Source organism: Bacteroides nordii (assembly GCF_019930665.1).
Classification (GTDB): Bacteria; Bacteroidota; Bacteroidia; order Bacteroidales; family Bacteroidaceae; genus Bacteroides; species Bacteroides nordii.
In genome coordinates, this window is the sequence record NZ_CP082886.1 from 3,523,046 (window position 1) to 3,548,752 (window position 25,707).

A 25,707-nucleotide genomic window follows, 5' to 3' on the forward strand; every position below is an offset into this window, starting at 1 on the left:
TTCTTCTATGTTGTTTATATTCTTACTACGGTACATTTCTCTTCTTTGAATTGTGGCATGGCCTCTCCTACGCGTGCATTGATACACGTCGGATCACACACCACATATTTGGTTCCGTCAACCGTCAGATAGTCTCCTTTCACATCCGAATTGAACCGGACAGCCGTAGCCAAATGCCCCGGATAATGCAGCAGAACGACATCAAGTCCCATCAATTCACGCACTAAAATTGAAAAGAGGATGGCTCTGTCCTCACAGTCACTGGATGGATAAAAGATCGTTTCATCTCCAAAAAGAGGGCGTTCATATCCAAACTGCTCTTCGTCCGTTGCGTATTTAAAAGCTGTCTGCACCAGATTCAGGATCCGGTTCGCTATTTCAGATTCTGATCTTCCTGAAAACTCTTTCTTCAAGGCCGGATACAGATCCTTTTTCACCTCTTCGCTCAACGAGGCCCGCGCATACGTATCCCAGTTGCTATTGAGCGGGTAGGTATTATAGAAGTCTATCAGGTTTTTATTGGTTCGTACATCTACCTTTATCATCGGATAGGCCTCGGAGGTCAGCATACGCTGTCCGGTAAGGTGAACTGCCAACCGGGGTTTCTCATTGATGGCAACAGAGAACAGTTGCTCTTTTGGAAAAGCATGGTCGAAGACAAAGACATCTTCTTTCACAGACGAGTCAATAAGATAATACTTCACTCCTCCCATACGCAGGAAACCATACCGGTAAATATCAGATTCGGAAGGTAACAGCAATACTAACTTCTTATCCATAGAACGTGCTATGCGCACTTTATATCCCGATTGCGTAAGAATGAACATCTGCATGACAACTGCTTCATTGGATTTTGCCGAACCAAAATAACTCTCCGTCAATTGCTGTAACAGTTTCACGTATGCCCAATCACACAAAGCGAGTTGTTGCCGAAGCTCGAGACAGTCATTTACAAGCACATTATAATCGCTTGCCGACAAGCGTTTCCAGGCATTGGCTACCGCTTTCTCGTCTGCCGACGACAACGTATACTTTTGCCCGGCAGACAGGTGTACTTTGCAGGGTGTATGATAGAAAGCGAATGAAAACAGTTCTCCCGTTAACTTTTCGGGCAGGGGAATGGGCTCTACCGGTTCAGGAGCAGGGCGCGGAGCGGGCAATGACACTACCTCCACATAAGGCAATTCCTGAGGCGGAATAGTACCGGTTTCGGGGTTCTTCACCTGAGGATTTGGCGGCTCCGGCCTCACCGGAACCGGATCGGGAGGTAGCACTTCCGCCGCTTGCCAGGGTTCCTGCATGAATTTCCCGTATTCGGCATTTGCCCGATCACGGAAGTCTGCATATTCTTCCCGGGCCTCCCGGGCAAATCCCTGATATTCGCTTTGGACCTGCTTCCGGTATTCATCGAGTGAATCTTGGGCACAGGCAGCAGTAGCCATGCAAAACACAATCAAAAGCTGCGACAATCGTTTTATTTTTATCATCCTTCTATAAACGGTTCGGCGGTTTATCATCAGTTTCCTCCCAGACGGAAGCGGTTAAGAAATTTATCGAGCGATGCATCATCACTTTTCTCCGGAATCCAGGCACGGACACGTATCATGGGGTATTCTCCCCGCATATCGAGCATTAACATCAGATAGCCCGTATCGGCATAGTTGTCCGAGAAATAGCTCTGTTTTATCTGAATACCGTAGGACTCTCCGTCAATCACCCCATTGGTATTTATCTTCTTGATGGCATTGTCTTCAAACACGAGATGGATAAAGTCTTTACTGGCAAAACTCCGTTGCAGTTTGTCAATATATTCTCCTTTGGTATAGCGGTTGTAGCGCACAGTGGGAGCTTTGCCGCCCGGCAAGGGATCGGCTCCTTCCTGAAAGAATCCCTTACCTACCGCCTGGCATACCACACCGGTGATGATAATGGCATCGTCCGAGAAGATGCTTTTTATATAATCAATCCGCTTCAGGGCATAAGCCGTCTGATAATCTTCCATAAAGCTCATAATGGCATACCGGGAGGCTTCGCCCCATTTGGAGGCAGCTTTGAAGATGTCGTCTTCGGCACGTTTGGTAAGTGTGAAGGCTACAGAAGCAATCTTATGCTCTTTGTTGAACCGGAAGGCGACATCTTCCATAAAGGAGTTGCCGCGCCCTTTGAACTTGAAGTTCAGCGGCAGCGACTTACCTATTATATAAGGACCGCCACTATCATAGAAGGTATATACGGGCTCTCCCACTACGGATACGCCTCCGATACTCAACATCTGATCAAACAGTTCATAGCCTTCGGGAGTAAAAAGTGCCCGCACTTCGCCGAGGGTCCCGTTCCGTACAGCCGTTTCTACCTGTTTCATGATACCTGCAAAGTCGGCACTGTTTGCCAATGGTTTCAGTTTGAGACGCACCACGTCCGGTGCCACGATGGGAGGGGCAATGGAGGCTACAGCAGCTTTGGAGGCGGCATTCACCCTGGCCTCCAACATTCTGACCTGTGCCGAAACAACCGGCTTGTTCTTATCGTCTTTCACCGGCAGGCTGACGGAGGCATTAGGGAAGTTCTGCGGATCGACCGTCTCCAACACTGCCCGCAGTTCGGGGTCGAAGTTCTTTGCCTGGTTCTCGAACTTATAGTCGTAACGCAAACGCAGTTCGCGTTGGGGCAGACGTTCGAAGTTGAGTATCGCCATGCCTTTGTGAACTTTGCACGGACCTACGTAGCGTTCGCCGTTGAAATAGTGGAAGTCCAGATCGGACACTTCCTGATCCATGTATGAGAAGTGCAGGCAGAGGTCGTAACGGTCGATGGGATTATCGGTTTCCGTACACTCCCCTATCCCGACTTTGAGCGTATTGAAGATATTGTTTATTTTAGTATCCAGCCACACTTTCAGATTGGTACGTTTCCCATCTATCTCTTGATACACAGATTTAGGATGGGCTATAAGCAGGGTCAGTGCCCAGTTATAATAACGCAAGGCCACATCAATCTGCAACCTCTTCTCTCCCTCCATGCCCGATGCAATGAAGTCGAGTATCTTGTTTTCGCGTTCCTTGAAGATCCCTTCGAGTTCGGCCACCTTTACATAACGAAGCACACAGACTTCATCGGGATCGCTTTCGTCGATAATCTGCCCTACGTTGGGTAAAGTTCCAAAAGAGAAGGAACGCACCCGGCTGTCAATGTTGCGTTGGTAATCGGTTTGGTCTCCGCTGTCAATCTGTGATTCACTCTCGGAGAACGAGGCACTGACGGATACGGAGATCTGGCTAACGAGGTTTTCGAGTGCCGCGCGGTCCGCCTCTTCGTAGGAAAAAGCACAGGCTTTGCCGCACTTGTAAGACGAATCGTCCTGATAGCGCTTCATCTTTTCGGAAACACTCTGCCCTTTCACTGCTACAGGTAGCCAGCAAACGATCAGTACATAGAGAAGATACTTCATGAATAGGGGCTTTGAGTTAGTTGGCAGGAGTCTCTTTCTTGAATCCGTCTTTGATAAACTTTGACATGCTGTCCGCCACCTCCTGTGACAGTTTGGCTTCGGCCGCCGCATGCTGCAAAGCTTTGATGCGTGCCTGAGAAGCCCTGTCTGCATCCAGCCAGAAGTAAACACGTACTTCATACTTTCCGTCTTTCATGGGGCGGTAGATGGTATATGACTGACGCAGATCGCCGTCAAACTCCTGCATCACCATGGTTTCATAGGTGGCCACAAAAGCTTCTGCCTGTTCATCGGAGATGGACTTTGAAGAGTCGTTGATGCGTCCTTTTACGATGGCTTTGTTCATGTCGGCATATTGGGTACGTGCATCCGAACGTGCCATACGCCCTCCCAATGTGATGTTTTTCACGGCTTGTGCGTTTCCTACATATTCTTCGCCTGTGCCACCATAATTATCAGTTTTCAGCAGATGATGCATGATAATGATCTCCAGCGGTTCTGCACTGTCCGTCATCCATCCTTCTTTCTTTAAAGCCTTGGCTCTTGCTTTTCCGGCTTTCTCCGCTGCTTTGGTTTGTGCTTTGGTGGGTACCTGGGTTTGTACCTGGGCTTGTGCATAGGCAGGCATCGCGCCACATGTGACAATAGCAAACATCCATATTGCCAACAAAAACTGAATCTTCCTCATAGGTCTTTTGTCTGTTTTTATCCTCCGTGAATTTCCCGGCAAAGAGGTAATCCTTAACTATAAGCGGGGAAACTATATGCCCTCAAAAAGAGGTATATCGCTCTGTTTTGCATGTATTATATACTTACAGCAAAAGTACTACATAAGACCTGAAAAGAGAAAGGGATTGATAACGTTTTTTGGCGTCTGCTTAAATTGGTGTTTATTTGGTAGAAAAGGATGTTTATTTGGTAAAAAAGACCGCATACAAGTTAATTTATTTCTGCTTATTCCGATGTAATGAGATGTCACATTGCCTTTTTCGAGGATAAGACAAAAGGATTACAGTTCTTTTTTAATCTGCCACCGAACAAGACTTTGCTTTATCCTCTCAATAAAGATAGTTCTTTCTTTAGTACTTCTATTTCGTACTGCAAGCGACCAATTTCGCGATTAAGTTCAGAGATAGTGTTGTCTTTTTTATCAACAAGAGCCAACAGGCGCCTGGTAAGAGTTAAATTGGTTGGTATTACCTTCTTTTCGGACACAGTACCCACCGAATCATCACCCATCGTTATAAAACGATTAAACTTACAATAAGCTACCTTTCTGTCAGATTTCAGATTAATGCCTATCCGGTTTGCAATACTCTTCTTGGCAAGTTCTGTGTCGTCGCCTTCAAAATCGGCACCAACGACTTTTGGCATATTTTTCACAACCATAGCCTTAGCAATCCCATTGCCAACCAATCTCTTTTGATAAATACCCGCCCTCTTATACCGCAACTTTGTCACACCATCAACCGCCAAAGCAGAGTTCGCATCAACGATTACATATTCTTTCTTTTTTTCTCCCAAACTAATCTTAAAAGTACGCCATCCAGTACTATCCTTATCTCTACAGACCCATTCTCCAAACTTCTCCTTACCTTCCGACAAATTACTATACAAGAGCACATCCGTGGGCATTTCAAATAACTCACGCAGTTTAGCGATTATTTTATAATCGGGTGTTGAGATTCCCTTCTCGTAATTGGAGATTGTATTTGCTTTCACTCCTAGCTTTTCAGCCAGTTCTGACTGCGTCCACCCCTTCTCCTTACGAAACGTTGAGAGATTCTCCGAAAAGAATATCAAGTTATTCGACATTTTATTTGTTTTTATCAAGATTATTGACGTTATTTGCAAATGAAACACATTTCTACTGAATTCTATTTCATTGTCGTAGGCAAATATAAGAATAAAAAATCAAAAACAATGATATTATGAAAGAAAAAATCAAGCGCCAGGAATTACCCCTTCTCCCAACGAGGGGCTGGAAGAAGCAAGTGGCAAAAGCTGCCGGAGTGAGTGAAAAGACTGTTTACAACACTTTAAGCGGACGTATAAGAGGTCCCAAGTCCCATCGTGTCATTGATGCCTACCGACTCATTTGCCAACAGACCAGAATCAATCAACCCATAAAAAAGAAATAGCTATGGAAATCCGACGTTATATTTCTACCCGTATCTGGGGTGAAAGCTGGTTTGAACCACTCACAGCCACCGAAAAGCTCATCTGGATCTATCTACTCACCAATCCCGCTACAAACATGTTAGGGATTTACGGACTCACCGTACGCCGCATCGGTTACGATTGCAACACCAGTGCCCAAATTGTGCGCCGTTGTATCAAGAAGCTTGAAGAACTCAAACTCATCATCATGATCCATGAACACATCATCATCACCCACTGGCTTACACAAAATGCCATGAACCCCTCCATGAAACTCTCCGCACTGAAAGATTTCGACAACCTGCCCGACAAAGTGCGTGCAGCACTGCCGGTTACAGTGCTAAACAACATTCAGAAAATGAGAACCGACACCGGACAGCCTGTCCCACACACTCCCCCTCATTCACCCTCCCCGACACCGGAAAAGGAAGAGGAAACCCAAAAAGAACAGGAACAGGCAAGCAAAACAAGAACAGTAAACGAAAACATCCCCCAACCGCTCGCCCTGGCTTATAAACAGTCCGTCGGTAATCAGTCGTGGATGGAGCTCCTCTGCATGAATCACCACCTGGACCCGGATAGATTGCATGAGTGGCTGGAAAAGTTCTGCCGTAAGCTCCAAAACGAAGGCAACAACGACAAGTCCGTCTGTGACTTCCGCCAGCACTTTGCCAACTGGCTCCGCCAACAACTGGAAAAACAAAACAAACACCCCCAAAGCCATGAAAACCCTGCTACAACAAACCGTGAAGAAAGCCGACAGCGAAGGCTTGATACAATTACTGCACTCGGCACTACCGTCAGCAACGATGCCCGCCGACGAATCGAACAGCTCAAGGCTACAGGCATTCTACCTGAAATACCCGAAACCTGAGCAGTTCTTTACTGCTTACAATCCCGACCTGCAAACCCGTCTGTTATCCGGAGGACTCACCCCTGCCGATCTTGCCGTACGCCCTGCCAACCCTACACTGGCATTACTGACACGACTATACACACGTACAGCTCCGCTGGAGTGGTTAAAAATACAACTCGGAAGCCTCAACGACTTCACTGAAGTACGCACCAAACTCACCACCGGACAGCTGCACGAAACTGCCCAACTCATCCTCGCCGCCTATCCCATGCTTACCGCCGGAGATATCTGCCTCTACATAGCCCGTTTCAAGATCGGACAATACGGACAATTTTACGGCGCCATCGATCCTATGAAAATCATGTCCGGGCTTCGTCAGTACACAGACCAGCGAAACCAGGAGATAGAACGCAGCAAAAGGAACGAAACGCGGGCAAATCTAAGAAATAACCCAACAGAAGGCATCACTTATGAAGCCTATCTCGAAGTGCAGCGGCGTGCCCAAGAAGGAGACGAAGACGCCCTACAAGCCCTCAGAAGGCCCTCACCTGAATAGCGTTTCCTCCCCGGAGCCGGACACCCTCCTCCCCGGAGCCGAGAACATTCCTCCCCGGAGCCGAGCAAAGCCCTCCCCGGAGCCGGGCAAAGCACACGTATCGACAGAAAAACGATCATATACATAAAACTTAACACCACACACGTATGTACTACACCATCCGATTTCAACTCAAACCCTTTCTGGCGGAATACCTGTACGGACACTTCGCCAGCGTCACCGACAAAGGCGTCATCCACCTGCCACCCCGTAGTTACCTCAGCAACAGCCTGCACGAATTGCTCGGCAAACGCCCCTGCAACGCGCCGGCACGAGAGGCCGGAAATCTTTGCCTGCGCCTTCCCAATCCACACCGGGGAAAGTCGCCCACAAGTTATAATTATCTCACCCAAAGCAATATCCGTATCTTTGAAAGCCGCGTACAACACCTTTTTCACGCCGAGCTCTTTGACTGCATGCTCACCGCCCGCCGCCAACAAGGCATCTCGTACGCCGAATCCGTACGCTGCTTCATAGAGCGTTATCACATAGAGTCCATCAGCGAGGAAGGGCTGCTCAAAGCCTTCTGGCGCTGGCGGAAAGAAGCACAACGCAACCCATACACATAGCACAGCACATTATTCAAATCAGTATGGAAATGAGCGAAACTCACCACAGAGTAACACAGAGTTTAAATCTTTATTGAAACGCAGATGATCGCAGATTTTCGCAAAGGGGAACAAATGTATGATAAAGAGTTACAGTCTTTTAATTTGCGTTCATCTGTGTTAATCCGCGTTTCATCAGATAAATACTACCCTGTGGAACTCTGTGCGACTCTGTGGTGAAATACATTGGCTTATTAACAAATTATTTATCAACAAAGAAATGCGTCCGGTCCGCATTGTTTTTCAAAGTAAAAGCCATACCTTTGTTTTGCTCTAAATAAAGAAGGAAGGAGAATCATTATGGAAAGTTATTTGGAAGATAGATACATACGCTTTGACTGGGCCATTAAACGCCTACTACGTCAAAAGGCAAACTTTGGTGTTCTCGAAGGTTTCCTCACCGTATTCCTAAAGGAAAAAGTGACTATCATGGAAATACTCGAAAGCGAAAGTAACCAACTGACTGCTGACGATAAATTCAACCGCGTAGACATCAAAGCGCGCAACAGTAAAGACGAAATCATCATCATCGAGATACAAAACACGCGCGAACTTTACTATCTGGAACGCATTCTTTACGGAGTGGCCAAAGCCATCACCGAGCATATCTCGCTGGGCGAGGCATACTATCATGTAAAGAAGATCTATTCCATCAGCATTCTGTACTTCGACATAGGCATCGGCAGTGACTATCTGTATTACGGACAAAATAACTTTATCGGTGTACACACCGGCGACAAGCTGCAAGTCAACGTCAAGGAAAAGAATGCGATTGTGACACGTATGCCTGCCGATATTTTCCCGGAATATGTTCTGATCCGTGTCAACGAGTTCGACCAGATGGCCGTTACCCCTTTGGAAGAATGGATGCGCTATCTGAAAAGCGGAGTGATACGCCCCGACACCACAGCTCCCGGCTTGGAAGAAGCACGTGAGAAATTGAAATACTACTCCATGACACCTCAGGAACGTCGGGCGTATGACGAACATCTGAGTGCGATAATGATTCAGAATGATGTCATCGATTCGGCCAAATTGGAAGGGAGAATGGAAGGGAGAATGGAAGGTAGAATAGAAGGAAGACAGGAAGGCTTGGAAGAAGGGGCAGAAAAAGAGCGTCTTTCTAATGCCCGGAAGATGAAAAATAAAGGATTGGATTACGCAACGATTACTGATATCACCGGTTTGACTTCCGAAGAGATAGCCAATCTATAAAGACAGAGAAAAGGACCTGTTTTATCATAAGCCTTGCAAACTGCGAGAATATCAACCCGTAGCTTGCAAGGCTTTTAAATTCATTCATATTTGCCTTCATTTCCGCACAATTTAATAAACCAAAACGCATACCACATTATCACACAGCTTCCCCTTGCCAACGAGGAAAGCCGATGTATCACCCAGCGCAGCCAGCCACCAATCCTCAACTGCCAACAAAATAATCGGTCCGAATATTTCATTACTTTACTAACTATTTATATCTTTGCAGGCAGGAATACGAAGCGTCACATTCCTGCCTTATAAAAAAGATATTGAAGCGTTATGCTCTTTCTTGTGACTGGAAACCTAGGAAATTTTCAAGTACATACAAAGAATGACATAGTAGTTTCTCACGTTTATGCGTGGGTCTGCTGTCTGTTTATGTATGTACGGGTTTTCCTAGGACCTCCAGTTACTATAAATAGCACGCAGTTCCACGCTTTATTTATTTTAACGCTTTTATAGGAACTGGAGAAGCACAAACAATACTTAGAATTATGAAACGAAGATTACTATTAGTGGGCCTGATGTGCCTGGTAACCGTCTGTACATGGGCCAAAGACATGACCGTACTAATTACAGACAGTAAAGACCTACCCATTCCAGGGATACAAGCATTTATCAGCGGAACCGGTTCCGACGGAGCAGGAGATTACACTACAGACGCAAACGGCAAGTTTGTAGTCAAGCGTAGCAGTTTGAACTTCCTAAGCATGCGAGTAGCCGGAGACGACTATGAACTCGTATGGACCGGTGGTAATGACCCCGTTGTCGTAAAACTCGAAGGACATTACTGGCTTACCTTGGCATTGAAAGAGGTGGAATCCGAACAGTATTCCCTGTTTACAGGCATAGACCTCTTTCCCTACAGAGGTTCCCTCTACAACAAGGAGCATTTCGATATAAAATGGACCGATAGCGGTACCTTCAGCTTCCTCTACAAAGGCGAACAGCTGTATTGGGAACTCACCGGAAGCGTTTCGGGAGTAACCTCTGTCAGCACAATAGACGTAGAAGAACTGACCGACGGTCGGATAGAAGTAAACAACCCACTGGCAGGAAAACAGAAAATAACGGTAGCCGTTAAAGATGAAACCAATGCGCTATGCTCCGGTCTGATCACCATATCCGGGCCACAGCAATCCTACGAACAAGCCATCACCGCCCAGCCTACCGATATCTATCTGCCCAAAGGCACCTATTACATCGGTGCAAGAATAACAGGCAAGGAAGCCTACTACATTCCCATCTATCAGGAAATCAGCTTAGCAGACTCCCCCATAGAACAAACGTTCAGCTACGAAACAGGCAAAAAAGTCACCGTCCGCGTACTTGATATGGACGGACTCCCGATAGAAAACGCCATCGTGAGCCAACTGATTCCCTCCAACGATTATTGGGACGGACAAAAGACGGATGCCAGGGGAGAAGTGACCTATATAGCCACAGCCGGTACCTATACTTACCGCGTATTAGCAGTGATCGGGACAGACAAACAGAGTTACAGATCTATCGAAGGAGAGATCGTGGTAGGTAGCCAGGAGATGGTACAGGAGATTTCTTACAAAGACAGGTACTTCCGCATCAGCCTGGACATCACCCCCGGCAGCTTCATGACAGACCCCTCCCAAATGAATGTAAGCATAGCGGAAAATACCGTACAGTACAATGAACAGACCGGACTCTATACCACCGTTTTAGAGAAATCGGACGACAATTCATATTACCCATACTACATCTCCTACCCGGACATGTTTACTAAAGAAGGAGAAATACATGCCACCAAACACGAAACGATTCCCATCTCTTTTACTGACTATCACAAAGTGACATTCACATCAAGTGACATCGAAAAATATGAACTGACGGAGATTTACGTCAATTCAGCTCAAGGGGAGCAATCATACAATTTTGAGGCAGATCACGGATATTACCTGCCGGATGGTGACTATGAAATATCGGCAACAATCACCGACCGGACCACACAAGAGTCGTTCCCCGGCATCAGCAAGCAACTGTTTACAGTAGCCGGACAAGAAATGACCGTAACTTACACACTCAACGAAAACGATTACCACCAAGTCATCATCAGCGTGATCGACCGGACCGGTAAGCCGATGGCGGAAGCAAGCGTTGATGTAATCACGGGAGGTACTCCGAAAACATATACAACAGATGAACAAGGAGTAATCAAGCTGTATCTGCCCAATGGTGCATATACATGCAGAACGAATCTTGCCGATTACAAGCCACAGGAACACTCGTTTGAAATAAACGAAGCCGACATGGATATCAGACTCTCCTTTGAAAACTACAAGGAACTGACATTCAAAGTAAACGGTGACCTGCTGGAGATGTTTAAATCAGCAAACTCCTACGGCATCCCGATGCTCACCCTGGTCAACCATGCAATAGAATACCGAAATACCTTTGCCTTATTCAACGGAAACCCCACTGACGGATTTACCGGATCTTATTATCTGCCCGCCGACGATTACGCTTACAGCCTTGAGATAACACAGGGCAAACGTATAAATACCCCCGAAACGCTAATAAAACTGGACACGGACAAAACCGAAACAATCACATTATCAACTGCCGACTACCAGAAAGTGGCGTTGAACGTAGTCGATGAAAACGGCACAGCATGGCCAGTGACATACGAATCTTCCATCTATATCTGCAACAGTGCGCATAAAGACAAAGACACATATATCTATCGGCTCGACACCTATAATGGCAGCTTTATTGATACATATCTACCTCAGGGAGAGTATGTTGCCAAATTCAAGAACCGGAACAACATGGGCGAAACCAGCGTATCAACCACTGAATTCAGCGTCGTAGACCAACCACAAACCGTAACTTTAACACACAAAGAGGCGAAGGAAACATCACTCACTATCAAGGTAAAGGGAATAGTGTCCGCATACAACAATTATTGCTACGTAGAGTTTTATAAGAGCGGAATTCCCATCAGAGGTTACGAAATAAGGACAGAAGACGGTACAGGCGAAGAAACGATCCAACTTCCTGAAGGAACCTACACCTATCGCGTCGACGAACCCGAAGGCAAAGAGCTATCCGGCACCGTCACACTTCCTGCTGACAAGGAATTGACGTTCGACTACAGCACCTACCGAAACCTGCAGGTGCAGGTACAAGACGAGGAGGGGCAATACATAGACAGAAGTCCCGAAATTTCCGTATACCAGGACGGCAAATTCATCTACTCTGGCAACCGTAGCATATACGCCATGTTCCCGGCAGGAGTCTATCAGATACGCGCCTGGTGCAAAGGCTACAAAGCCGTCAGCCAATCTGTGACCATTGGCGAAACAGATCAGACCATCACCCTGAAACTACCAAAAGAGACCGCCAACACCTACACCGTTCAGTTCCTGGTAACCGATTGCTACGATAGCGAGTATACACCGGAAGGCGCCACCGTCAGCCTCGAAGGCTACGGACAACTGGCAGCAGGATACGAGGGCGATGTTTCCTTTACGGACATCGTGGCAGGTGATGTTTCTTACACCATTTCCGCCCCGGGATATACAACACTGAAAGGGGTGGTGAACGTATCCGCCGAGAAGGCTAAAGACAATGGTTATGTACCGGTATTTGCAATCCTGCAACCTGTGCCTACCGGAATCGAAGAAACACCCATGTCATCAAACAGCTTTAGCATATGGACGGACAACGATTATCTGTATATCAACACCAACAGCACCTCTACCGACCTGTGGACCTTGCAATTAGTATCTATCAACGGCAGCCTTGTCTACACCAGCAAGCAACACCTGGATACCGAAAACAACGTTTATATCGGAAATAACCCTAAAGGCATCTATCTGTTCGTACTCAGTAACGGTAAGCAACGAATAGCTTACAAAGTGATAAAGAACTAAGTATTAAAGGGAGAGTTGAGAAGAGAGAAGGGGCTGCGCTGTGACAATACACCTCCCTTCTAAATTCTCAACTCTCCCTTCTCTCCCTCCCTCTCCCTTCTTTTAACTCCCTTCGCCCCCCCTTCTTATTTAGTTAAAAGCCTTATTCTGTTAAAAGTTAATAGTTAGCTGCGCTATCACACTGCACAGTACTTCTCCCCTCTTCATTCTCCCTTCTCCCTTTAATTATCACCGCCCTTATACCCCATTCTGTCCGGTTCGTTACCCGCACGGGGAAACGCAGTGTACCTTAGTAACAAGCAAACAGCATACCCACCTCAATATCAACAAATTACGTAAACAAAATCCACATCATCACCTGTCCTTTTCACTCCCCCCAAACATGCTTATATTTGTAGTGTTATTAATAACAGAGAACACAAAGTATCACGATTGTATCATTAAAAAAAGAAAGGAGCTTATCATGGCTATCTTATTCAAAAAAGTAACAAGACTATCCGATCTCAGTGACAAGAACTCGCCTAAAAAGACGTATCCGCAAATCACCTATCAGTACAGCAGCTCGGCTACGCTGAACGAAATCGCCAAAGAAATCAGCAGCAATGCCGGTGTCAGTGAAGGAGAAACAATCAGTGTGTTGAAAGACTTCCGCACACTGCTGAAAAAACTGCTGCTGACAGGCCGCACAGTGAACATCGACGGGTTGGGCTACTTCTTCCTCGCCGCACAAAGCAAGGGGACAGACCTCCCGGAAGACTTCACAGCTGCCGACATCAGAGGGCTGCGTATCTGTTTTCGCGCCGATAGCGAAATCCGCCTGAGTACTTCGACCAGCACACGTACCGACGGGCTGGTATTGAAAGATGTAGACCGTATCAACGCCGAAAAAACCGACGGTGACGGCGGTGGTGGCGAAGGCGAAGGTGAAGATCCCAGCGTATAGCCCATTATGACCAGTTCTGACATTCTGGCTTTCATCTCCGCCCTGGGCGGGATGGAAGCCATCAAATGGGGCTTGAATTGGCTGGTGAACCGAAAGACGGAAGCACGCAGAAGCGAGGCTGGAGTAAACAGCCTTGAAAATGAAAACCACCGTCAACAGGTGAACTGGCTCGAAGAGCGGATAGTGCAACGGGATACGCGCATAGATGCCCTGTACAACGAATTGCACAAAGAACAAACCGAAAAGCAAGAGTGGATAAACCGCTGTCACGAAGCAGAAATAACTTGCAAGGAACTGGAAGCAAAACGCTGCTTTATCCGGGGATGCCCCAACCGGCAACCACCATCGGAATATTAACCCTCCCCATTCTTTAGTACAAACCTTTTAATAGCACAAAACGCATGAGAACAATAGACTCTATCATCATCCACTGCTCCGCTACACGTAGCGGAGTGGACTTTACAGCAGTCGACATAGACCAATGGCACCGACGACGCGGATTCAAAGAGATAGGTTACCACTATGTCATCCGCCTGGACGGAACCATTGAAAAGGGCCGTTCCATAGAAAAAGAGGGTGCCCACTGCTACGGTTGGAACCGGCAAAGTATCGGAATATGCTACGTAGGTGGTCTGAGCACTAACGGACAACCCACAGACACAAGAACACCGGCACAAAAACAAGCCATGAAGCAACTCATCACCGAACTGCAACAGCAGTATGCTGCCATACGCTACGTCATCGGGCATCGCGATACATCGCCCGATCTGAATGGAAACGGACACATCGAACCTGAAGAGTACATCAAAGCCTGTCCGTGTTTTGACGTACGAAAGTGGCTGAAGGAAACGGAGGTAATGGTATGAAAACGGCACAACGTATCGGTGTGTTATTGCTACTCGCAGCAATGTCGGGATGTGGCAGTCGGAAAGCGCTTACCCGGACGCATTACGCGGAGCGTGACTCCATCATGGCAATCACACAGAAAGAGGTGAGAAACACCCGCCAATGCACCGGCAAACAGGCCGAAGTCATCGAGACGTTCAACGAGGAGACAACACTAATGATACGAAAAGACACGACAGGCTTAAAACTCACCCGCACAGTGACCTCCCGAAAAGAGCAGAACACGAAAAGCAGCCGGCAACAAGAACAATGGCAACAGACGGACACTACACAGTACCTCCGGAAACAAATCCGGACAAAAGAGAACGAAAAGGAAACTCAAAAGCGTAGCGGGTCTGTAGTACCGTACGTCATCGTCCTGGCAGGAATTCTGCTGCTATTATTGTTCAGAAGAAGATATCGCTACTTCTGACAAGCCGAAACAACACGAGCACAAAGAAAGAGAGGCTGCTACAAATATTACTTTGCAACAGCCTCTACTTATTTACACTTCAAGTTATAATCTTAGAAAAGAATTATCATTTAGCCAGTTCATTGATTACATCCATAATCTTTTGTCCGATTTCTTCGGCGGCTTCCATAGTTGAAGCCTCGCTATACACACGGATTATCGGCTCTGTATTGCTCTTACGCAAATGTACCCACTTATCGGCAAAATCAATCTTTACACCGTCGATATCATTGATTTCTTCATTCTTATAGATCTCTTTCACTTTGGAAAGGATGGCATCTACATCAATTTCCGGGGTAAGATCCACACGGTTCTTTGCGATAAAATAAGGAGGATAAGTAGCACGCAACTCACTCACCGTCTTTCCTTCATGAGCCAGATGACTCAGGAAAAGAGCAATACCTACCAAAGCATCGCGCCCATAGTGGCTGGCAGGATAAATCACTCCACCATTACCTTCACCACCAATCACGGCATTGGTAGCCTTCATCTTAGTCACCACATTGACTTCACCCACAGCCGAAGCACTGTATTCCATTCCATATTTGCGAGTCACGTCGCGCAATGCACGGGTAGAGCTCAAATTAGAAACAGTATTACCCGGAGTATGTTTCAACACATAATCAGCCACAGTCACCAACGTATATTCTTCACCATACATCACACCGTTCTCACAAATCATAGCCAGGCGGTCAACATCAGGGTCTACCACAAAAGCCACGTCTGCCTTACCACCTTTCATAAGGTTCATAATATCACCCAGATTCTTCTCAAGCGGTTCGGGGTTATGGGCAAAATTACCGGTAGGTTCGCAATAAAGTTTCTCCACATGCTTTACACCGAGGCGTTCGAGCAATTCGGGAAGAATAATACCTCCGACAGAATTCACACAGTCGATAGCCACGCGGAAATCAGCTTTCCTGATAGCTTCCACGTCCACCAGTTCAAGTGCTAAAACACTGTCAATATGTTTTTGATTGTAAGTAAGATCTTTACGATAAGAGCCGAGATGATCTACATCTGCAAAGTTAAACTCTTCAGCTTCGGCAATACGAAGCACTTCGTTGCCTTCAGCTGCATTCAGAAATTCACCATGTTCGTTAAGCAGTTTCAGCGCATTCCATTGCTTGGGATTGTGCGAAGCTGTCAGAATGATACCTCCACAAGCGCCTTCCATCGTCACGGCCAGCTCAGTTGTCGGAGTAGAAGCAAGATCAATATCTACTACATCCCAGCCCATGCCCATAAGAGTGCCGACTACCACGTTTTTCACCATTTCGCCGGAGATACGTGCATCACGGCCTACTACGATTTTATTGCTTGTAGATTTACATGTTCTACGAATCAGCGTAGCATACGCCGATGTGAATTTCACAATGTCAAGCGGGTTCAATCCCTCGCCTGCACCTCCGCCAATCGTTCCGCGGATTCCAGAGATAGATTTGATTAGAGTCATAAGGATTTAAATATCGGTAATTAAAGTTAGTTCTATCAGTGTAGTATCAATAGATAGAGAATCTATATATATCATAGAAATAAGGAAATACCTTCTGCTGTGCATAAGAGTGTCCACTCTTCGATGGCACAATCAGTCTGACATGTGCCCCATCTTTGATATACTGCAAAGCCATCAGCCAGCCGGCAGGAACTGAGGTTCCATACTGACCACCAATCGTTACATCCCAATAATATTCGGAATCAAGTCCCGGTTCTTGAATAAACTGCCCGTATATACTTGTTCCGTCTATCGTATAACGAAAACCTGTAGGATAATTATTCATAGGCGGATAATATTGATTATCCACATTAGAAACAGAAGTTGGTTCTCCAGTCAAGATATCGACTTCTTTAAAGCGGGTAAGGATCAGGTTACCGGTTTCAAACGGAAGAGCCGCTTCAAGATTGGGATAAGGCTCGGACGCGGCACGCGGAGTTCCGTAACGTTGCACAATCTGCATATAAATACCATTAGAGAAAGCAACATACTGATTCTTGCCCGGATACTGAACCGGATATCCGTCTTCACATTCTGTAATCGTATCCTTTTCGAATTCCTCTACAGTGATTACTTCAATATTATTCTTTTTAATGAAATCATTGACACCATCCCGCTCTTCTTCGAGCATCTCAGCATAGGTTTTCGTGTCATCACATGCCTGAAAAAAGGCTCCAAGAGCCAACAGGGAAATAAATAATAATATAAGTTTCTTCATTCGTCTGTATCTTAACTATATGTCCGTACAAATGTACCGTAATTTAGTTGAAAATTGAGAGTTAAAAGTTGAAAGTTCAAGTCTTTTAACTTATTTAGTTATTTAATTGACAGTTGACGGTTTACAATTGACAGTGGACAATTGACAATTGACAGTGGACAGTGGACAATTGACAATTGACAATTGACAATTAGCTGCGCTATCACACTACATAGTAGCTATCAACTGTCAACTGTCAATTATCAATTGACAACTGCTCTGAGTATTTTTCCAAAGCCCGTTCAAATACTTCCCTTGCCTCGTCCATCGTGCCATAAAACTCACCACCCGAAGCATTCAGATGACCACCGCCATTAAAGAATTCGGCAGCCACTTTGTTACAGGGAAACGTTCCTACAGAACGTAAGGATATCTTAATCATCCTGGTTTCCGTATCTTCACGCAAAAAACAAGAAAAGCAGACATTCTTAATGGAAAGAGGTATATTGACAAAGCCTTCGCTATCACCTTTAATATAATCAAACTGGCTTTGTTCATCTCTTGTCAAAGAAATCAACGCAGAGTTATACTCACGATAAACCCTCATATTCGACAAAACATACCCCATCAGCCTCAGACGACTCTCCGAGTAAGTGTTGTATACTTTTCTATAGATATCATCCTTATCAATCCCTTTCGACAGAAGTTCACTGATAATGAAGTATATTTCACGATTATTGGAATTATAAGTAAACCCTCCGGTATCTGTCATCATACCTGTATAAATACATTCGGCTCCTTCCAAAGAGATATCACTGAAGTATCCCATACGACAGATTAACCGGAATATAAGTTCGGAGGTAGAAGATATTTCCGGATGTGAGATAATAATCTGACAGAATTCTTCGGGATATAGATGATGATCGATCATTATTTTGCGGGCAGGCGAAGCGGCTACGGCATCTCCCATTTTCTCGATCCGTTTCAAAGCATTAAAGTCCAGACAGCAAATCACATCTGCCTCAGCTATCAGCTTATCAGCAAATTCCTTGTAACGGTCGTACAACAAGATATCCTTGCTACCCGGCATCCATCTCAGAAAATCGGGAAAGACATTGGGTACAATCACGTTTACAGTCTTATCCTGTGAATCCAGAAAATGGGCAAGCCCCAAAGAAGATCCTATTGCATCGCCATCAGGAGATACATGGGATACAATCACTATTTTATCAGCACGTTCAAACCATTTTGTGAAATGATCTATCTTAGCTTGTTCTATTACTTTAGTCAGCATAATAATTATGTGTCAATACGCCAATGGGCAATGTGCCGATGGCCAGACACGTTTGTTTATGGATTAATATTCTATTTGCTTATCTTTCGTAAATTAGGCACATGGCATATCAGTACAATTGCCATATTACCGCCCGGCAAAATTACGATAATTCTTCGTACTTAAAGCAAAAACTCAGTAGAACCTTCATCTGAGAGTGATATAAAATGAACACCTTGCTGTTGACACTCTATTTTATATGCCTGTAAACGACGGTCGGAAAGAGAGGCATCAAGAATCACATTATGAATGACAAACAAGTCGGCCAATTCACGCAAATGTCCGTCATAGCCTTTGCATACGTAAAGATAATCAATAGATAACGGCTGTAGGGTCGTTTTGTTTCGCCAGTAATTATCATTCAACACACAAACCCTGCAACCGGAAAAGGAAAGAAGGTGATGATCATATACCAATGCAGAGCAGGTATAATCGGCAGTAACAGGTTGAGGGGGCTTCAACCCCTGGCGATTCCATCGCTTTGAAACAGCCCTGCGCAACCGGGATTCATCCGGCAAACTATCGGCATAAGCCAGCCAGGAAGATCCGTTGGACGCAACACAATGAACCACCGGACAATTGCGGACATTATAAAATACAATGCTTTGCCGGGGACGGTCGATGACTCTCATCGACACATGATAAATACAAACAAGAAATATACAGGAAAGACAGACAGCAAGACGCTTTCCCGTACGTAAAAACAGATACCATCCTCCCAAAATCAAAGCCAGATAGAATCCGAAAACCTCCGGAATATACACCCATACCCCATCAACAGACGCCCATGGGAGCTGCTCTATCCAACGGACACAATTGTTCAACGCCCCAACCAGCCCTCTCAGTGCTGCCGCCGCAAGTTCCTGCAGGAAAGGCAGAGGATTCAGCAACAACATAATGACGGCTACATACATTATAAGTGACACCAACGGTATCACCAATAAGTTGGTCAGCAGAAAATGAGTAGAGAAACGGGAAAAGTAGAGGAGCACCAGTGGAGCTGTGCCAATCTGCGCAGCAATAGAAACGCTCATCAATCCCCAAATGTACCGCCCGATGCGGGAACCCGCCACAGGAATCAATCTGTATATGCAAGGTTGTATCAGCAAAATAGCGGCCACTGCACAAAATGAGAGTTGGAAACCAACATCAAACAACCAGGATGGCCGACAAAGCAACATAAAGAAAGCTGCTATCAGAAGAGTATTCAGCGAAAAATTAGTTCGCCCGGACAACCCCGCCAAAGTAAACAGAGAAAACATAACTACTGACCGGACTACTGAAGCAGACAGCCCTGTAAAAAAGGCAAAGGCCCAAAGAGACAAAAGGATCAGTAAAGTACGTAGCAAAACCACCATCCGCCATCGCTCAGGTAACCATCGCAGACAGAAACAAAGCAGCAAATATAGAAAACCGATATGCAAACCAGACAAAGCAAGCACATGACTTGCACCGGATATGGAATAAGTTTCGCGGATATCTTCACTTAACTCCTCCTTATAACCGATGGTAAGAGCCGAAAGCACAGCTAAATCATCTCCCCGAAACCCAAGGCGACGATAAACAGACAAAACAGACTCCCGGCAATCCATTGCTTGCTGACGAAAAGAGCGCATGGTACCCCGTGAAATCACTTTCCAGTTATCTGCGTAAGCAAATCCAATAGCAGCCACCTGTCTGCGGAACAAGAAACGGGCATAATCAAACTCATCCGGATTGCCATTATTCACCGGAGGAGAAAGTTTGGTATAAACCAATAGTTCATCCCCACTACGCAAGTGCTCGCTCAAGGAATCTTTAGTGAAATAAAGGAGAGCTTTATGATCCAAAGCAAGTCGCCCGGAAACAGAATCAATCTGTTCTATCAACAGTACGCGGCAAAGTACACTTTTCTCTTTCACCTGCGGTTGCTCCGTAACAATCAGCCTATAGGTCGTCTCCTTTTGTGGAAACACAGATTCAGCCTGGCGTAATTCCCGGTTCATCAATCCGGTACCCAAAGTAAAACAAAAGAGAAGGAGGCAGCTCCCAAAGAGCCAACGTCCGGAGTAATGCTTCCGGTTAAAGAAGAAAATCAGCCCTCCGAAAGACAGAAAGAGAAGTAAAATAACGCCAAAGGCAATCCTTCCGGACTGCCTCTGGAAAAAAAGTTCGTCGCCACAATAAATACCCACAACTAAAGGGCATAACAGGCGTAAAAAAGGATAGCGATGCAGCCAGGCAAAGAGCATTAATTATAGCTCTTTCAGCCGGTGGATCATCTCTTCAGGGTTTTCGGCGGCAAATACTGCGTTTCCTGCCACCAATACATCGGCACCGGCAGCCACCAGACGTGCACCGGTTTCAAGGTTTACCCCACCATCTACTTCAATCAAAGCTTTTGAGCCCGTACGTTCTATCAATGCACGTAGCTCACGAACCTTCTCTACGGAATGTTCAATAAATTTCTGCCCCCCGAAACCAGGGTTAACACTCATGATGAGCACCATATATACATCACGAATAATATCCTGAAGCATTGCGACGGGCGTGGCCGGATTTATGGTCACTGCCGGCTGCATACCTGCTTCCCGGATTTGCTGCACCACCCTGTGGAGGTGCGGACATGCTTCATAATGCACATTCATCACATGAGCTCCTAACGCTTTCACCTCCTGAATAAACTTCTCCGGTTGTACAATCATCAGATGTACATCAAGTGGTTTCTCACTTAGCTTAGCCACATACTTCAATACCGGAAATCCAAAAGAGATATTAGGCACAAATACGCCATCCATAATATCAATATGAACCCAGTCGGCTTCGCTACGGTTTAACATTTCAACATCTTTCGCCAAATAAGCAAAATCTGCAGAGAGAATAGAAGGAGATATCATTGGTTTCATGAGCTTGTTTTTATTACAAATTTAATACAATGATACAAAAGTAGAGGGAATAAACGGAAGTAACAAATTTATCCCAAAATAATCCCTTGTAACCCTTGTGGCAATTGTTGTTCCACATAATAGTTACCGGCAAAAGAACGTAGAAAAGCCAGCGTTTGTTCACTGACCCGGGGCCTCTTACTTTCCACCGAGTTCTTTTCTTTGGGACACTGTTGATGAGAGGGAGTAGTTTTTTTATTCATAGGCCTTATACACTAAAAGGTTTGTTTCCTTTAGAACGTAGGAAACAAACCTTTTAGTATATAACAAGTTAGTTAAATTTAATCAACGGTAAGAACGACTCCGTTCTTTTCGGCCATGCGACGAAGGTTAAGGATAGCATAACGCATACGCCCCAGTGAAGTATTGATACTTACACCTGTCTGCTCTGCTATCTCCTTGAAACTGAGATCCTGGTAGAAACGCATATATACCACTTCGCGTTGTTCATCTGGCAGGAATTCCATCAAACGGCGTACGTCAGATAATATCTGCCGATTTACAATCGTATTCTCTATCGTCCCTTCTGCCAGACCGATATTATTCAGAATGTTCACTTCCGGCTCATCACAAGACACCAGATTCTCCGATTTCTCCTGACGGAAAGAGTCTATAATCAAGTTATGGGCAATACGCCGCAACCAAGCAGAGAACTTACCATTTTCATTGTAACGTCCCTGACGGATAGTAATAATTGCCTTCATAAAAGTTTCTTGAAAGATGTCTTCTGTCATCTCGGAGTTGCGTACAATATAATAAATATAAGAGTACAACTTGTCCTTATACCTATTTAGAAGTACATTAAATGCCTGATTCTCTCCTTCGGCATAGAGAGAGACTAACGTTTCGTCAGCCTTGTTGTTCCATGTGTTCATTACGTATGCGATTAGATATAATTAGCGTAACGTGTTTCTATAGGCATTCACATTTAAAGAGTTAATAATGGGCAAAGAAAAGGAATCTTAGTGAAAGAGCCAAAAGAAAAGAGAAATATTTTTAATGGGAACCATATTATTAACTCATTGACGTGCAGTTTCTACTGCGGAATACTCATTAATGAGGGGATTTACGATTAGACGATTAGATGATTTACGATTAGACGATGTACGATTGAAGTTACCTTTTAATAGCCTGTTTCAGTAATGTAAAGCAGACTAATCCCAATCGTACATCGTAAATCATCTAATCGTAAATCCCTTCATTATTGTTCTATTACAAGTCACTTCATCCTCATATCCCCGGTAATTTTGTAACCACGCAACAGTTCTTCTGTCCTAAGCCGTTTCTTGCCGGGGAACTGCAAAGCAAGAATGCCTATAAAACCATCCGTAACAGCTACTTTGAGAGATTTCTTTCCGTCTGTCACGATTGTACCCGGAAGCAATTGATGAGTTTCGAATCGCTTTTCACTCTCAAAAATCTTCACTACAACAGGTTCGCCCGAAGGATTTATGAGTTCAGTCCATGCTGCCGGATAAGGGGAAAGGCCACGAATGAAATCATAGATACGTTTTACAGGCTGATTCCAGTCAATCCTACAGGTTTCTTTAAAGATTTTAGGAGCTGGACGTAATTCTCCTACTACAGCCATTTCTTCCTGTGGAATAGGTTTCACAGTACCCGCTAAAATGGCATCTACTGTCTCTATAACAAGCCTGCCACCTAACATCATTAGTTTATCATGCACGACTTCTACATTATCCGTATCTGCAATCGGAACGCGAACTTGTTGGATGACTTCTCCCGTGTCGATTTCGTGCTTCAGGAAGAAAGTGGTAATACCTGTTTCCGTATCACCGTTGATAACCGCCCAATTGATAGGAGCAGCACCACGATATTGGGGAAGCAGAGAAGCATGCAGGTTAAATGTCCCCAAACGGGGCATATTCCAGACAACTTCCGGCAGCATGCGGAAAGCAACTACGATTTGCAGGTCGGCTTTCCATTCACGCAAAGCTTGCACAAAGCTTTCATCCTTCAGTTTCTCCGGCTGCAACAAAGGCAGATTATGGTCTAATGCAAACTGTTTGACAGGGGAGAACTGGATTTTATGACCACGACCTGCCGGTTTATCGGGCATGGTAATCACACCAACCACATTGTAACCACCTTCGACGAGGCAACGCAAACCCTCCACTGCAAAATCGGGAGTTCCCATATAAACGATTCTTAAATCTTCTTTCTTCATAAACAATAATGTGACAATATGCCAATTGAGAGTATTTAATAATGTGACAATACGACAATGTGGCAATAGGCCAGTTATATTACAACTCTATTATAACACAGCCAATTGGCACATTGGCATATTGGCACATTGAATAATTATTTTAGTCTTCCGAGAAATGTACCAACACCTGCCGGTACGAATTAAATATCTTTGATTTCGAGACGAAGCCCAGATACTTGCCTTCTTCGTTCACCACAGGCAGATTCCAGGCCTTTGTATCATCAAAGGTCTGCATCACCTGTTCCATACCATCCGTATCAAACAGTTTGGCAGGGGCCGATGTCATCAGTTTATTCACCGTGAAACGATGATAAAGTTCTTGCCGGAACATGATGTTACGGATATCGTCCAGCAAAACAATGCCGAGCAATATACCGTTCTTATCTGTCACAGGAAAGATATTACGATGTGAAGCAGCAATGGCTTTAACCAGTTCACCCAAATCCATCTCCGGATGAACGGTTACGAAATCATTCTCCACCACATTCTCCATCTTCATCAGCGTCAGTACAGCTCTGTCCTTATGATGGGTTAATAGCTGCCCCCTCTTTGCCAAACGCATGGAATAGATACTGTGCGGTTCGAAAACAATGATAGTCAGATAGGAACTGACGGAGACAATCATCAATGGCAGAAAGAGGTCATATCCACCCGTCAGCTCGGCGATGAGGAATACCCCCGTCAACGGGGCATGCATCACTCCGCTCATCACGCCAGCCATCCCCATAAGTGCAAAGTTCTTCTCGGGCAGATAGGCTGAGAATGCAAAGTCATTGCTGAAGTGTGAAAAGACAAATCCTGCAATACAACCTAAGTAGAGCGAAGGTGCGAAGATACCACCGCAGCCCCCGCCTCCGTTCGTTGCACTGGAGGCAAAGACTTTCAACAGGATAATCAGTATCAGATAGACTTGCAGCAGATTGCCGTATCCATAAAACAGGGAGTTGTTCATCACCGTATCCCAGTCGGCATTGCTCGTGCCGTTCAGCAAGAGGTTGATCGTATCGTAACCTTCGCCATAAAGCGGTGGGAAAAGAAAGATGAGTACGCTCAGCATCACCCCTCCCAAGGCCAGCTTCTTATAAGGATTGTTGAGTTTGCCAAAGACGCCTTCCACCGAATTCATGGCACGGGTGAAATACAACGAGATTAACCCACAGAAGATGCCCAGCAGAATAACAAAAGGGATACGTTCCAGTTCAAACGCCTGATCGAGGTGGAATTTGAACATCGCTTCCGTGCCGGTGGTGATATAAGAGACCGTAGCAGCCGTCACTGCGGAGATGAGCAGGGGTAGCAGTGAGGACATCGTCAGATCGATCATGAGTACCTCCAGCGTGAATACCAACCCGGCAATAGGCGCTTTGAAGATACCGGCAATGGCACCGGCAGCACCACATCCCACAAGCAGCATCAGCGTGCGGTGTTCCATCTTAAACACGCTTCCCAGATTGGAACCGATGGCCGATCCTGTCAGCACAATAGGTGCTTCCGCTCCAACCGACCCGCCAAAGCCGATGGTGATGGCGCTGGCAATGGTGGACGACCACACGTTGTGCCGTTTGATGCGTCCCTGCCTCCGGGAGATGGCATAGAGTATCTTGGTAACTCCATGGCTGATATCATCTTTCACAATGTTCCGCACAAACCATCCGGCCAGAAAGATACCTACTACCGGATATACCAGATAGAGGTAATTCACCCCCGTTGCACTAAAGTTGTCGGTAAGGAAATTCTGTATCGAGTGAATCAGGAACTTCAATATCAATGCAGCAATCGCTGTGAAAATGCCCACCAGAAAACTAAGGATAAGAATGAATTGCTTTTCCTTAATATTGTTTTCACGCCAATGAATAAAATGCTGTAGCAGACTAATCTTTTCTTTTTCCATAT

Annotated in this window: 23 protein-coding genes; 10 read left to right on the forward strand and 13 right to left on the reverse strand. The window is 45.5% G+C overall.

Translation table 11 applies throughout. The features are described from left to right. Positions 1–14: 14 nt before the first annotated feature. The 4 genes from K8P02_RS13885 to K8P02_RS13900 form a co-directional block, all read right to left on the reverse strand. Positions 15–1,487, reverse strand: a complete 1,473-nt coding sequence (locus K8P02_RS13885; protein WP_195350057.1) for a hypothetical protein — start codon at positions 1,485–1,487, stop codon at positions 15–17. 29 nt (positions 1,488–1,516) lie between these two features. Continuing rightward, positions 1,517–3,448 (reverse strand): hypothetical protein, encoded by a 1,932-nt coding sequence (locus K8P02_RS13890; RefSeq protein WP_195350059.1) that lies wholly within the window; start codon positions 3,446–3,448, stop codon positions 1,517–1,519. 16 nt (positions 3,449–3,464) lie between these two features. Continuing rightward, the gene (locus tag K8P02_RS13895) at positions 3,465–4,136 is read right to left on the reverse strand and encodes a hypothetical protein (protein ID WP_025868056.1); all 672 of its coding nucleotides are present in this window, start codon (positions 4,134–4,136) and stop codon (positions 3,465–3,467) included. Between the two features lie 362 nt (positions 4,137–4,498). After that, positions 4,499–5,263: a helix-turn-helix domain-containing protein gene (locus tag K8P02_RS13900; RefSeq protein ID WP_007486926.1), complete on the reverse strand. Its 765-nt coding sequence runs from the start codon at positions 5,261–5,263 to the stop codon at positions 4,499–4,501. 116 nt (positions 5,264–5,379) lie between these two features. On the opposite strand from K8P02_RS13900, the gene K8P02_RS13905 reads away from it, so the two are divergent. The 10 genes from K8P02_RS13905 to K8P02_RS13950 all read left to right on the forward strand — a co-directional run bounded on the left by K8P02_RS13905 (position 5,380) and on the right by K8P02_RS13950 (position 15,096). Next, the gene (locus tag K8P02_RS13905) at positions 5,380–5,589 is read left to right on the forward strand and encodes a hypothetical protein (RefSeq protein ID WP_007486923.1); all 210 of its coding nucleotides are present in this window, start codon (positions 5,380–5,382) and stop codon (positions 5,587–5,589) included. 2 nt (positions 5,590–5,591) lie between these two features. Beyond that, entirely contained in the window at positions 5,592–6,482 is an 891-nt protein-coding gene (locus K8P02_RS13910) for a DUF7833 domain-containing protein (RefSeq protein WP_122202201.1), read from the forward strand. Continuing rightward, on the forward strand, positions 6,418–7,020 hold the full coding sequence (locus tag K8P02_RS13915) for a DUF6633 family protein (RefSeq protein ID WP_044158545.1): 603 nt from the start codon (positions 6,418–6,420) through the stop codon (positions 7,018–7,020). Before K8P02_RS13910 ends, K8P02_RS13915 begins: the two co-directional genes overlap by 65 nt. A gap of 146 nt (positions 7,021–7,166) precedes the next feature. Next, positions 7,167–7,628, forward strand: a complete 462-nt coding sequence (locus K8P02_RS13920) for a hypothetical protein (RefSeq protein WP_025868061.1) — start codon at positions 7,167–7,169, stop codon at positions 7,626–7,628. 339 nt (positions 7,629–7,967) lie between these two features. After that, a complete protein-coding gene (locus tag K8P02_RS13925; protein WP_025868062.1) occupies positions 7,968–8,882 on the forward strand; it encodes an Rpn family recombination-promoting nuclease/putative transposase in 915 nt (304 codons plus the stop codon). A gap of 539 nt (positions 8,883–9,421) precedes the next feature. Next, the gene (locus tag K8P02_RS13930; protein WP_155921482.1) at positions 9,422–12,835 is read left to right on the forward strand and encodes a T9SS type A sorting domain-containing protein; all 3,414 of its coding nucleotides are present in this window, start codon (positions 9,422–9,424) and stop codon (positions 12,833–12,835) included. A 463-nt stretch (positions 12,836–13,298) separates the two neighbouring features. Beyond that, positions 13,299–13,778 (forward strand): HU family DNA-binding protein, encoded by a 480-nt coding sequence (locus tag K8P02_RS13935; protein ID WP_196039458.1) that lies wholly within the window; start codon positions 13,299–13,301, stop codon positions 13,776–13,778. Between the two features lie 6 nt (positions 13,779–13,784). Continuing rightward, a complete protein-coding gene (locus K8P02_RS13940) occupies positions 13,785–14,135 on the forward strand; it encodes a hypothetical protein (RefSeq protein WP_007486915.1) in 351 nt (116 codons plus the stop codon). A 44-nt stretch (positions 14,136–14,179) separates the two neighbouring features. Continuing rightward, positions 14,180–14,644: an N-acetylmuramoyl-L-alanine amidase gene (locus K8P02_RS13945; protein WP_025868064.1), complete on the forward strand. Its 465-nt coding sequence runs from the start codon at positions 14,180–14,182 to the stop codon at positions 14,642–14,644. Then, positions 14,614–15,096, forward strand: a complete 483-nt coding sequence (locus K8P02_RS13950) for a hypothetical protein (RefSeq protein ID WP_155921483.1) — start codon at positions 14,614–14,616, stop codon at positions 15,094–15,096. Before K8P02_RS13945 ends, K8P02_RS13950 begins: the two co-directional genes overlap by 31 nt. Positions 15,097–15,202: 106 nt before the next feature. Here K8P02_RS13950 and glmM read toward each other — a convergent pair whose 3' ends face one another. From glmM to K8P02_RS13995, 9 genes are all read right to left on the reverse strand, one after another. Beyond that, entirely contained in the window at positions 15,203–16,591 is a 1,389-nt protein-coding gene (glmM, locus tag K8P02_RS13955; RefSeq protein WP_025868066.1) for a phosphoglucosamine mutase, read from the reverse strand. Positions 16,592–16,637: 46 nt separating this feature from the next. Further along, a complete protein-coding gene (locus tag K8P02_RS13960; protein WP_007486912.1) occupies positions 16,638–17,348 on the reverse strand; it encodes a DUF4827 domain-containing protein in 711 nt (236 codons plus the stop codon). A 235-nt stretch (positions 17,349–17,583) separates the two neighbouring features. Next, on the reverse strand, positions 17,584–18,621 hold the full coding sequence (locus K8P02_RS13965; protein WP_025868067.1) for a DHH family phosphoesterase: 1,038 nt from the start codon (positions 18,619–18,621) through the stop codon (positions 17,584–17,586). Between the two features lie 161 nt (positions 18,622–18,782). Continuing rightward, a complete protein-coding gene (locus K8P02_RS13970) occupies positions 18,783–20,891 on the reverse strand; it encodes a ComEC/Rec2 family competence protein (protein ID WP_195350076.1) in 2,109 nt (702 codons plus the stop codon). 3 nt (positions 20,892–20,894) lie between these two features. Then, positions 20,895–21,545, reverse strand: coding sequence for a ribulose-phosphate 3-epimerase (rpe, locus tag K8P02_RS13975; protein ID WP_002562561.1), 651 nt, complete (start codon positions 21,543–21,545; stop codon positions 20,895–20,897). A gap of 68 nt (positions 21,546–21,613) precedes the next feature. After that, positions 21,614–21,787, reverse strand: coding sequence for a hypothetical protein (locus K8P02_RS13980; RefSeq protein WP_002562562.1), 174 nt, complete (start codon positions 21,785–21,787; stop codon positions 21,614–21,616). Positions 21,788–21,865: 78 nt separating this feature from the next. After that, the gene (locus tag K8P02_RS13985; protein ID WP_002562563.1) at positions 21,866–22,459 is read right to left on the reverse strand and encodes an RNA polymerase sigma factor; all 594 of its coding nucleotides are present in this window, start codon (positions 22,457–22,459) and stop codon (positions 21,866–21,868) included. A gap of 344 nt (positions 22,460–22,803) precedes the next feature. Then, the gene (fmt, locus tag K8P02_RS13990; RefSeq protein ID WP_122202210.1) at positions 22,804–23,772 is read right to left on the reverse strand and encodes a methionyl-tRNA formyltransferase; all 969 of its coding nucleotides are present in this window, start codon (positions 23,770–23,772) and stop codon (positions 22,804–22,806) included. Between the two features lie 142 nt (positions 23,773–23,914). After that, entirely contained in the window at positions 23,915–25,705 is a 1,791-nt protein-coding gene (locus K8P02_RS13995; RefSeq protein ID WP_002562566.1) for a chloride channel protein, read from the reverse strand. Between the last annotated feature and the right edge of the window lie 2 nt (positions 25,706–25,707).

Excerpts from the sequence above, each read along its gene's own strand:
- K8P02_RS13970 (WP_195350076.1), bottom strand. The coding sequence starts at position 20,891 with ATGCTCTTTGCCTGGCTGCATCGCTATCCTTTTTTACGCCTGTTATGC.
- K8P02_RS13925 (WP_025868062.1), top strand. The coding sequence starts at position 7,968 with ATGGAAAGTTATTTGGAAGATAGATACATACGCTTTGACTGGGCCATT.
- K8P02_RS13960 (WP_007486912.1), bottom strand. The coding sequence starts at position 17,348 with ATGAAGAAACTTATATTATTATTTATTTCCCTGTTGGCTCTTGGAGCC.
- K8P02_RS13905 (WP_007486923.1), top strand. The coding sequence starts at position 5,380 with ATGAAAGAAAAAATCAAGCGCCAGGAATTACCCCTTCTCCCAACGAGG.
- K8P02_RS13890 (WP_195350059.1), bottom strand. The coding sequence starts at position 3,448 with ATGAAGTATCTTCTCTATGTACTGATCGTTTGCTGGCTACCTGTAGCA.
- K8P02_RS13995 (WP_002562566.1), bottom strand. The coding sequence starts at position 25,705 with ATGGAAAAAGAAAAGATTAGTCTGCTACAGCATTTTATTCATTGGCGT.
- glmM (WP_025868066.1), bottom strand. The coding sequence starts at position 16,591 with ATGACTCTAATCAAATCTATCTCTGGAATCCGCGGAACGATTGGCGGA.
- K8P02_RS13920 (WP_025868061.1), top strand. The coding sequence starts at position 7,167 with ATGTACTACACCATCCGATTTCAACTCAAACCCTTTCTGGCGGAATAC.
- K8P02_RS13910 (WP_122202201.1), top strand. The coding sequence starts at position 5,592 with ATGGAAATCCGACGTTATATTTCTACCCGTATCTGGGGTGAAAGCTGG.
- K8P02_RS13945 (WP_025868064.1), top strand. The coding sequence starts at position 14,180 with ATGAGAACAATAGACTCTATCATCATCCACTGCTCCGCTACACGTAGC.
- K8P02_RS13915 (WP_044158545.1), top strand. The coding sequence starts at position 6,418 with ATGCCCGCCGACGAATCGAACAGCTCAAGGCTACAGGCATTCTACCTG.
- K8P02_RS13985 (WP_002562563.1), bottom strand. The coding sequence starts at position 22,459 with ATGAACACATGGAACAACAAGGCTGACGAAACGTTAGTCTCTCTCTAT.
- K8P02_RS13965 (WP_025868067.1), bottom strand. The coding sequence starts at position 18,621 with ATGCTGACTAAAGTAATAGAACAAGCTAAGATAGATCATTTCACAAAA.
- rpe (WP_002562561.1), bottom strand. The coding sequence starts at position 21,545 with ATGAAACCAATGATATCTCCTTCTATTCTCTCTGCAGATTTTGCTTAT.
- K8P02_RS13980 (WP_002562562.1), bottom strand. The coding sequence starts at position 21,787 with ATGAATAAAAAAACTACTCCCTCTCATCAACAGTGTCCCAAAGAAAAG.
- K8P02_RS13930 (WP_155921482.1), top strand. The coding sequence starts at position 9,422 with ATGAAACGAAGATTACTATTAGTGGGCCTGATGTGCCTGGTAACCGTC.
- fmt (WP_122202210.1), bottom strand. The coding sequence starts at position 23,772 with ATGAAGAAAGAAGATTTAAGAATCGTTTATATGGGAACTCCCGATTTT.
- K8P02_RS13900 (WP_007486926.1), bottom strand. The coding sequence starts at position 5,263 with ATGTCGAATAACTTGATATTCTTTTCGGAGAATCTCTCAACGTTTCGT.
- K8P02_RS13935 (WP_196039458.1), top strand. The coding sequence starts at position 13,299 with ATGGCTATCTTATTCAAAAAAGTAACAAGACTATCCGATCTCAGTGAC.
- K8P02_RS13940 (WP_007486915.1), top strand. The coding sequence starts at position 13,785 with ATGACCAGTTCTGACATTCTGGCTTTCATCTCCGCCCTGGGCGGGATG.
- K8P02_RS13895 (WP_025868056.1), bottom strand. The coding sequence starts at position 4,136 with ATGAGGAAGATTCAGTTTTTGTTGGCAATATGGATGTTTGCTATTGTC.
- K8P02_RS13885 (WP_195350057.1), bottom strand. The coding sequence starts at position 1,487 with ATGATAAAAATAAAACGATTGTCGCAGCTTTTGATTGTGTTTTGCATG.